The sequence below is a fragment of the Stenotrophomonas capsici genome (genome assembly GCF_034961085.1).
In the GTDB taxonomy this organism is placed as follows: Bacteria; Pseudomonadota; Gammaproteobacteria; order Xanthomonadales; family Xanthomonadaceae; genus Stenotrophomonas; species Stenotrophomonas capsici.
This window is the reverse complement of the sequence record NZ_JAYFUH010000260.1, coordinates 91,927-99,710: the sequence shown is the minus strand read 5'-3', so window position 1 is coordinate 99,710 and position 7,784 is coordinate 91,927. Positions and strand designations below refer to the sequence as shown.

Annotated in this window: 7 protein-coding genes; 6 read left to right on the top strand and 1 reads right to left on the bottom strand. The window is 67.9% G+C overall.

Translation table 11 applies throughout. The annotated features are described in order from the left end of the window. Positions 1-401: 401 nt before the first annotated feature. The 3 genes from mltB to VA603_RS18910 all read left to right on the top strand — a co-directional run bounded on the left by mltB (position 402) and on the right by VA603_RS18910 (position 4,130). Positions 402-1,547, top strand: coding sequence for a lytic murein transglycosylase B (gene mltB / locus VA603_RS18920; RefSeq protein ID WP_323439750.1), 1,146 nt, complete (start codon positions 402-404; stop codon positions 1,545-1,547). Further along, positions 1,544-2,827: a septal ring lytic transglycosylase RlpA family protein gene (locus VA603_RS18915; RefSeq protein WP_323439749.1), complete on the top strand. Its 1,284-nt coding sequence runs from the start codon at positions 1,544-1,546 to the stop codon at positions 2,825-2,827. Before mltB ends, VA603_RS18915 begins: the two co-directional genes overlap by 4 nt. Positions 2,828-2,915: 88 nt before the next feature. Then, entirely contained in the window at positions 2,916-4,130 is a 1,215-nt protein-coding gene (locus VA603_RS18910) for a D-alanyl-D-alanine carboxypeptidase family protein (RefSeq protein WP_132865671.1), read from the top strand. Positions 4,131-4,266: 136 nt separating this feature from the next. Here VA603_RS18910 and VA603_RS18905 read toward each other — a convergent pair whose 3' ends face one another. Continuing rightward, positions 4,267-5,322, bottom strand: a complete 1,056-nt coding sequence (locus VA603_RS18905; RefSeq protein ID WP_323439748.1) for a lipid A deacylase LpxR family protein — start codon at positions 5,320-5,322, stop codon at positions 4,267-4,269. A gap of 404 nt (positions 5,323-5,726) precedes the next feature. On the opposite strand from VA603_RS18905, the gene VA603_RS18900 reads away from it, so the two are divergent. The 3 genes from VA603_RS18900 (at position 5,727) to lipB (ending at position 7,781) form a co-directional block, all read left to right on the top strand. Next, positions 5,727-6,704 carry a CsgG/HfaB family protein gene (locus VA603_RS18900; protein ID WP_132865669.1) on the top strand — a complete coding sequence of 326 codons (978 nt, stop codon included), beginning with the start codon at positions 5,727-5,729 and terminating at the stop codon, positions 6,702-6,704. A 109-nt stretch (positions 6,705-6,813) separates the two neighbouring features. After that, positions 6,814-7,092, top strand: a complete 279-nt coding sequence (locus VA603_RS18895; RefSeq protein ID WP_132865668.1) for a DUF493 family protein — start codon at positions 6,814-6,816, stop codon at positions 7,090-7,092. After that, positions 7,080-7,781: a lipoyl(octanoyl) transferase LipB gene (gene lipB, locus VA603_RS18890; RefSeq protein WP_323439747.1), complete on the top strand. Its 702-nt coding sequence runs from the start codon at positions 7,080-7,082 to the stop codon at positions 7,779-7,781. The genes VA603_RS18895 and lipB overlap by 13 nt, the downstream gene beginning before the upstream one ends. The last annotated feature ends 3 nt before the right edge of the window (positions 7,782-7,784 follow it).

The following is a 7,784-nucleotide window of genomic DNA, read 5'->3' as shown; positions in this document are numbered from 1 at the left end:
TGGCGGTGCGTGCGCACCGACCGGTCCACGGTGGCTGAGTTGGGTTGATTGCCCGGCTTTTGATCGAGATCAAACACAAGGCTTTACGAGTTCTTCACAATGTCAGCGTCGCTGGCAGCTGTCGCGCCGCGACAACCGGTTGGTTGTTGGCGGGTCGGCATGGGGAGATGACGACCCGGTTCCCCCACACCAATCCGGGCGTCGGTCATCTCTGCGGGATGGGGGGATGGCCGACGCCCATTTTTATGCCCGGTGGACGGGCAGGGCCGGCAAAGCGTGGCCGCATTCATCTTGCAGGGGCGCCGCAGGGTGCCATCCGTGGACGGATTTTCCCCTTCAATCTCGTTGGGATTCATGGTCTTATTGATGGAAATTCATCTTTGACCTGCTAATCTCGGCCGATGATTCGACGCGCTCTGATTTGCTGTCTCACGTTCGGTCTGGTCGCCTGCGCGACCCAGCCGCATGCCCCCACGCCGTCGCCGGTTCCGGCCGAGGCACCCGCCACGCCGGCCAAGCCAGGCACCGGTCCGGCCGAGGCGACTCCGGAAAGCAAGCAGGACTTGCCCCCGGTCGACCTGACCCCGGTGCCCTTCGAAACCGCCCGTGCCAATTTCGTCCGTGACACCGCGGCGCGTTACCGCATCGATCCGGCCTACATCGAAGCCACGCTGGCGCAGGCGCAGATCCGCGAACCGATCATTGCGGCGATGTCGCGGCCGGCCGAGCGGGTCAAGCCGTGGAACGAATACCGGCCGATGTTCATCACCCAGGCCCGCATCGACGGCGGCCGTGCCTTCCTGGCCCAGCACCGCGACGAGCTGATGCGGGTGCAGGAACGCACCGGCGTGCCGGCCGAGGTGATCGTGGCGATCATCGGCGTGGAGACCAGCTACGGCCGCAACGCCGGCAACCACCGCGTGCTCGATGCGCTGTACACGCTGGCCTTCAGGTACCCGCGCAGCGGCGACCCGGCCAAGCTCGAGCGCGAGGTGCGCCGCGAGCTGTTCTTCCGCGACGAGCTGGCCAAGCTGTTCGAACTGGCGCGCATGGAAAAGCTGGACATCACCACCCTCAAGGGCAGCTATGCCGGCGCGATGGGCATGGGCCAGTTCATGCCGTCCAGCTACCTGGACTTCGCCGTGGACGGCAACGGTGACGGCCGCCGGGACCTGTTCAACAGCTATGACGACGTGTTTTCCTCGATCGCCAACTACTTCGTGAAGAAGGGCGGTTGGGTGCGCGGTGGCACCGTCGCGGTGCCGGCCACGCTCGACGCCGGCCGCGAGGAGTTCAACCCGACCGACTGGACCCCGACCTGGACCATCGATGACCTGGCCGCGCGCGGCTACCACGCGGTGACGCCGATCCGCGCGGCCAACGCCACCGCCACGCCGGTGACCCTGGAAGGCAGCAACGGCAAGCAGTACTGGCTGGGCTTCCAGAACTACTACGCGATCACCCGATACAACATCTCCAAGATGTACGCGATGGCCGTGTTCCAGCTGTCCCAGGCCATCGCCGGCAAGGAGCTCCCCCCGGCATGAACATCAAGTGGCTGGTCCCTGCGTTGATCGTGCTCGGGCTGGCCGCCTGCAGCAGCGCCCCGAAGAAGGCCGGCGGCGGCAGTGCCGCTGCCGGCGCGCATGCCGGCACGGTCGTGCATGGCCGCGGTGACGCCCGTGCCGGTTGCCCGGAAGGCTCGCCGTACGCCAAGGCGCAGGAAGACCTCTCCACGCGCGGCAATTACACCGCCGGAGGCCTGTACAAGCCGGGCGTCAGGGACAGCACGCCAAGCTACGTCCCCAACGTGGACTGCATCCCCGAACCGGTGGTGACCAGCGAGCCGCGTTCGGCGGTGGGCAACCGCTCGCCCTATGTGGTGCTGGGCAAGCAGTACCAGGTGATGGACGACGTCAGCCGCTACGTCGAGCAGGGCACGGCCTCGTATTACGGCCAGAAGTTCCACGGCCGGCTGACCTCCAACCGCGAGGTGTACGACATGTACGCCTTCACCGCCGCGCACAAGACCCTGCCGCTGCCCAGCTTCGCCCGTGTCACCAACCTGGACAACGGCGAGTCGGTGGTGGTGCGGGTCAATGACCGCGGGCCCTTCCACGACGGCCGCGTGATCGACCTGAGCTACGCGGCCGCGGTGCGCCTGGGCATCACCCAGCGCGGCACCGGGCGGGTCGAGGTGCGTGGCCTGACCCCGGGCAGCGACAACGTGCTGGCCGGCAACGGCAGCCGTCGTGGCCGCGGCGAACGCGCGGCCGCGCCGGTGGTGGCGACGGTCAGTGCGCCGGCCCGACCGGTGGCACCAAGCCGCATGGACCAGTTGGTGGAAAAGCTGCCGAACCCGCCTGCCGCGGCCCCGCCGGCGGCCACCACCGCGGTCGCCAGTGCCGATCATTTCGACGCGTGGATGAAGGACAACGGTGTGCGCGTGGCCACCGGTCGCCCGGCTGCCACGCGCGCCGCCGGTACCGAACCGGCCCCGGTGGCCGTACAACCGTTGCCGGCGACGGCGCCCGCACCGGCCGTGCGCGCGGCCACCACGCCGGCGGTCCCGGCCGACCCGGCCACGCGTGCGTTGGGCGCCATCCTGCTGCAGGTGGCCAGCTTTTCCAGCCGCGACAATGCTGCACGGGCGCTGAGCCAGCTGTCGGCCGCCGGTATCGTCGGCGCCTCGCTCAGCGATATCGTCAGCGGCGGGCGTACCCTGTGGCGCCTGCGTGTACCGGCCAGCGACCAGAGCAGTGCGGCGGAACTCGCCGGACGCATTGCGGGTCTGGGCTTTGGCAGTCCGCAGATCGTCCGCGACTGACGCCGGATGTCGCACCGCAATGGCGGTGCGCCCGTCCTACAATGATCGTCCGTTTCTTTTTTCCTCGTCCCGCAGGAACCGATTTCCGATGAAATTCCGTTTTGCCGCCGCCGCGCTGGCCACGACGCTCGTCGTTGGCCTGGCATCCGCCCAGACGCCCACCCCCACGCCGACCCCAGCCCCCGCTGCCGCGGCCGCTCCGGCCCAGGTGGCGACGCCGCCGGCACCGGTCCCGACCACCGCCACCGCCTGGGTGTTGATGGATTACGCCACCGGCCAGGTGCTGGCCGGCGAGAACGTCCACATGCCGGTGCCGCCGGCCAGCATCACCAAGGTGATGACGTCCTACGTGCTCGCCGCCGAGACCAGGAACGGCAAGATCAAGCCGGACGACCAGGTGATGATGAGCGAGCGCGCCTGGCGTGAAGGCGGCGCGGGCACCGACGGCAGCTACAGCGGTTTCCCGGTCAACCAGACCGCGCGCCTGGAGGACATGGAAAAGGGCATGGCGATCCAGTCCGGCAACGATGCCGCGATCGCCCTGGCCGAACATGCCGCCGGCAGCCAGGAGGCCTTCGCCGCGCTGATGAACAGCTACGCCGCCAAGATCGGCATGAAGGACTCGCACTTCGTCAACGCGCACGGCCTCAACGCCGAAGGCCACCAGTCCAGCGCCTACGACCTGGCGCTGTTGGGCCGCGCCTTCGTGCGCGATTACCCGGAGACCTACGCGTACAACAAGATCAAGGAATTCACCGTCGGCAACATCACCCAGCCCAACCGCAACCTGCTGTTGTGGCGTGACGCGAGCGTGGACGGCATCAAGACCGGCCACACCTCGGCGGCCGGCTATTGCCTGATGAGCTCGGCCCAGCGCGGCGACCAGCGCCTGATCGCGGTGCTGATGGGCGGTGCCTCGGAGAAGCAGCGTGCCGATGACAGCCTGGCACTGCTGAACTGGGGCTTCCGTTTCTTCGAAACCCATCGCCTGTACGAGCCGGGCAAGGCCGTGACCAGCCAGCACGTCTGGAAGGGCAAGGCCGATGAGGTGCAGCTGGGCGTTGCCCAGCCGATGCTGGTGAGCGTGCCGCGCGGCCGTTACAACGACCTCAAGCCGAGCATGGACGTGCCCAAGCAGCTGGTTGCCCCGATCACCGCTGGCCAGCAGATCGGCACCGTCAAGGTGTCGCTGGATGGCAAGGTGATCGCCGAGGCGCCGCTGGTGGCGGTGCAGGCGGTGGAAGAGGGTGGCTTCTTCAAGCGCCTGTGGGACGCCTTCATGATGTGGTGGAAGTCCGAGTAAGGGCGGCCACCGGCCGGAACGGCCAGGCGGCGCGGCCGCGCTCGACGATTCGTCGGACGCGGCAGCGCCGCTTTTGTTTGTGCCTCGCTGCACGCACCTGCCTGGCGCGCGGCTGCGCAGCGAGGCCGCAGGCGGGTCAGAGCGTGCGGCTGACCGTGAAGCTGCCGAACACCGGGGTTTCCTTCTGGCCTTCGAACTCGCGGGTGCGGTGGTAGCGGGCCAGCGCGAACTTCCAGCGACCGCGCATCACCGCCACGCCATAGCCGATGTCGCCGACGAACGGGCGCTTGTCCACGCGGTGGCTGGTGCGGAAGGTGTTGCCGTCCAGGGTGATGTCGCGCACAACCCAGCGGGCATCGCTGGTGAGGAACAGGTGGCTCGACCAGCCTGTCGCGCGGCCATGGCGCGTTGGCGCGGTGTTCTCGCCGGCCGGGCGCATCGGCGAGCTGCCGAAATCATCGGGCAGCTTCCAGCCGAAGCGGACTTCGCCACCGGCGTTGGCGTAGGTGGCGAGGTTGCCCAGCGCGCCGCCCCAATGGCTGATCGCGTCCCAGCCCCAGCCAACGGTGCTGGGCTCGGCCGGCCACCGGCGCATCCGCTCATGCACCAGCTTGAACACCGGCTCGTTGTGCAGCTGGTTGTCCCAGCCCTTGAACTTCTCGTCGCCCAGCACGCTGTGCACGGCCTGCTGCACCTGCTTGCCCATGGCGGCCGGGCCGACCATGCCGACCGCCAGCTGGGTGGTGCGCAGGTGCGCGCCGCTGCGCGCGTTGTAGCCGAAGTTCACCAGCAGCGCGGCGGCATATGGACGGTCGTCGCGGATCAGGTCCGAGCGGGTGTTGTCGGTCGGCGTGAACAGGCCCTGGCCGAAGCTGAAGATCATGTTCTGCTGTTCGAACCCGCCCGGATGCAGGCGTTCCAGGTGCCGGTTGGTCCAGCGTGCCAGGCGCGGCAGGCAGGGGTCGTCGGTGTAGTCCTTCAGGTTCGGCGAGACCAGGGTGAACATCGCGCCATTGGTGTAGCCCTGGTCCTGCTGGGCGCCGCCGAACAGGTCGTTGTCGACGCGGAAGTTGATCGCCGGCGGGTGCTCGGCCAAGGCGCTCTGCGCGCATTGTTCAGCGGCCTGGGCGGTGCTGGCGAGCAGGGTGCCGGCCAGCAGCGCGGCGAGAGGAAAGCCCTTGCCGTCCCTCATGCGGCGTTCTCCATGATGTCGTTCGTAAGATTGGACCAGCTTAGCGGCGCGGGCCGGTTTGAACATCGGGCCCTGAACGGACGAATTGTTTCGGGAGCAGGGGGGAATGGCCGGACATGCCCGTGGAGGACGCGGAGGGATTGCCGGTGGTTTCCAACAAGATGAATGGGGGTTTGCAACGTGACGTCCATCGAAATTTGCGGACGATCACACCCTGGGAGGCTCAAGTCGCGGGGTTTTCCCACAAAGCTTTGATGGAATCCCTTGATCTTCGTGCGGTAGCATCGGCGCGACCGGCCCGCGCTCGCCTGCCCGAAAGTGGGGTGGAACAGGATTTTGCCGCTAGGTCGCAAACGCCAAAGGAACGCACCTCGATAGGTGCAGGTAACGGGGAAGTAACTGATATGCGTAACGTCTTTTCGCCGCTCGTTGCAGCGGCGCTCACCGTAGGTATTGCCGCGGCTGTCACCAGCCAGCCCGCCGAAGCATCATTCAAGAACCGGGGCACCCAGGCGCAGGAACAGCGCAAGGCTGCGGTCGCCCAGATTCCGACCTGCCAGCGCCCGATCGGTTCGATGTCGGTGATCGAGCCGGAAGATGCCACCAACTGGTGGACCGGCCAGCAGCTGCCGGCGCCGAGCCGCCTGATCAAGGTGTTCGTCAACCGTTCGCGCTGCTTCACCCTGGTCGACCGTGGCGCCGGCATGGCCGCCGGCCAGTTCGAGCGTGAGCTGGCCGCCAGCGGCGAGCTGCGTGGCCGTTCCAACGTCGGCAAGGGCCAGATCAAGGCTGCCGACTACGTGATGATCCCGGACCTGATCTCGCAGAACAGCAACGCCGGTGGCAATGCCATTGGTGGCCTGCTGGGCGGCCTGATCGGCGGCCGCGCCGGCGCGATCGTCGGTGGCCTGAACTTCACCAGCAAGACCGCCGACGTGGTCCTGACCGTGACCGACGTGCGTTCCTCCGAGCAGGTGGCCATGGCCGAAGGCTCCGCGCGCAAGAGCGACATGGGCTTTGGTGCCGGCGGCGGCCTGTTCGGCGGCAGCGGCCTGGGCGCGGCGGGCGTGGGCGGTTACGCCAACACCGAAATCGGCCAGGTGATCACCATGGCCTACCTGCAGGCCTACACCGACATCGTCGCCCAGCTGGGTGGCCTGCCGGAGAATGCCGCCGCTTCCAACGCGCAGCAGGCCGTGACCGTGACCCGTGCCGGTCGCCTGCTGGCCAACGCCCGCGGCACCGGTGCCCCGGTGCGCACCCTGGATCCGGGCATGATGCTGTACCCGACCGGCACCAAGGAAGGCGTGATGTGGGAAGTGGAAGATGAACTGGGCAACCGTGGCTGGGTCTCCTCGACCCTGCTGGAACTGTCCAGGTAAGCTGCCGATGCCTGCCGGAAGGGCCGCGAAAACGGCCCTTCCCGTTTTGGAAGGCTGTAAACCGGCCATGGCCTTGGGTTTGGGGCGCCACGCCCCGATAATGTCCGCCATGGAAATCAAGTCCGACAATCCTGAACACGGCTTCCAGTTCCCCGGTACCTTCGAGTTGAGCGCCATGGGCGCGGCCAACATCGGGCTGGAGCAGGAACTGCCCAGGTTGCTGCAGAGCGCCGGGGTGGAAGTGCTCAACGAGCGCATCGCCTGGAAGCATTCGTCCAACGGCAAGTACGTCTCCGTGCGCATCGCCTTCCGGGCCGACAGCCGCGAGCAGTACGACGCGGCGCATGCCGCGCTGCGTGACCATCCGGAAGTGAAGTGGACGCTGTGACCGCCTGCGCGGTACCGGCGGCGCCCGCGCGCCAACGGCCCGCCGTCCTGCGTGACCTCGGCCGGCAGGGCTATGCGCCGGTCTGGCATGCGATGCAGCAGTTCACCGACGGCCGCGACGACGGCACCACCGACGAGGTCTGGGTGGTCGAGCACGACCCGGTGTTCACCCTGGGGCAGGCCGGCAAGGACGAGCACGTGCTCGCCCCGGGCGACATCCCGGTGCTGCACGTGGACCGTGGTGGCCAGGTGACCTACCACGGCCCCGGCCAGATCGTGGTCTACCCGCTGCTGGACCTGCGCCGGCTCGGCATCGGCGTGCGTGACTACGTGTGCCGCATCGAGCAGGCCATCATCGACACGCTGGACGAGTGGAACATCGGCGCCGAGCGGCTGGAGGGCGCCCCGGGCGTCTACGTCGGCGGGGCCAAGATCGCCGCGCTCGGCATCCGCGTGCGGCGCGGCTGCAGCTTCCACGGGCTGGCCTTCAACGTTTCGCTGGACCTGGAACCGTTCCACCGCATCAACCCCTGCGGTTACGCCGGGATGCAGGTGACCTCGGTGCTAGACTTGGGCGGTCCCTCGGGCATCGAGGCGGTCAAGTCGGTGCTGCTGTCCCATCTGGCCCAGCAGTTCGGGCTGGCGCTGCAGCCGACGTCCGAATTGCCCGACCTGACTACGCGGCCCTGACGC

Coding starts and splice junctions, on each gene's coding strand:
- mltB (WP_323439750.1), top strand. CDS start 402: ATGATTCGACGCGCTCTGATTTGCTGTCTCACGTTCGGTCTGGTCGCC.
- VA603_RS18915 (WP_323439749.1), top strand. CDS start 1,544: ATGAACATCAAGTGGCTGGTCCCTGCGTTGATCGTGCTCGGGCTGGCC.
- VA603_RS18910 (WP_132865671.1), top strand. CDS start 2,916: ATGAAATTCCGTTTTGCCGCCGCCGCGCTGGCCACGACGCTCGTCGTT.
- VA603_RS18905 (WP_323439748.1), bottom strand. CDS start 5,322: ATGAGGGACGGCAAGGGCTTTCCTCTCGCCGCGCTGCTGGCCGGCACC.
- VA603_RS18900 (WP_132865669.1), top strand. CDS start 5,727: ATGCGTAACGTCTTTTCGCCGCTCGTTGCAGCGGCGCTCACCGTAGGT.
- VA603_RS18895 (WP_132865668.1), top strand. CDS start 6,814: ATGGAAATCAAGTCCGACAATCCTGAACACGGCTTCCAGTTCCCCGGT.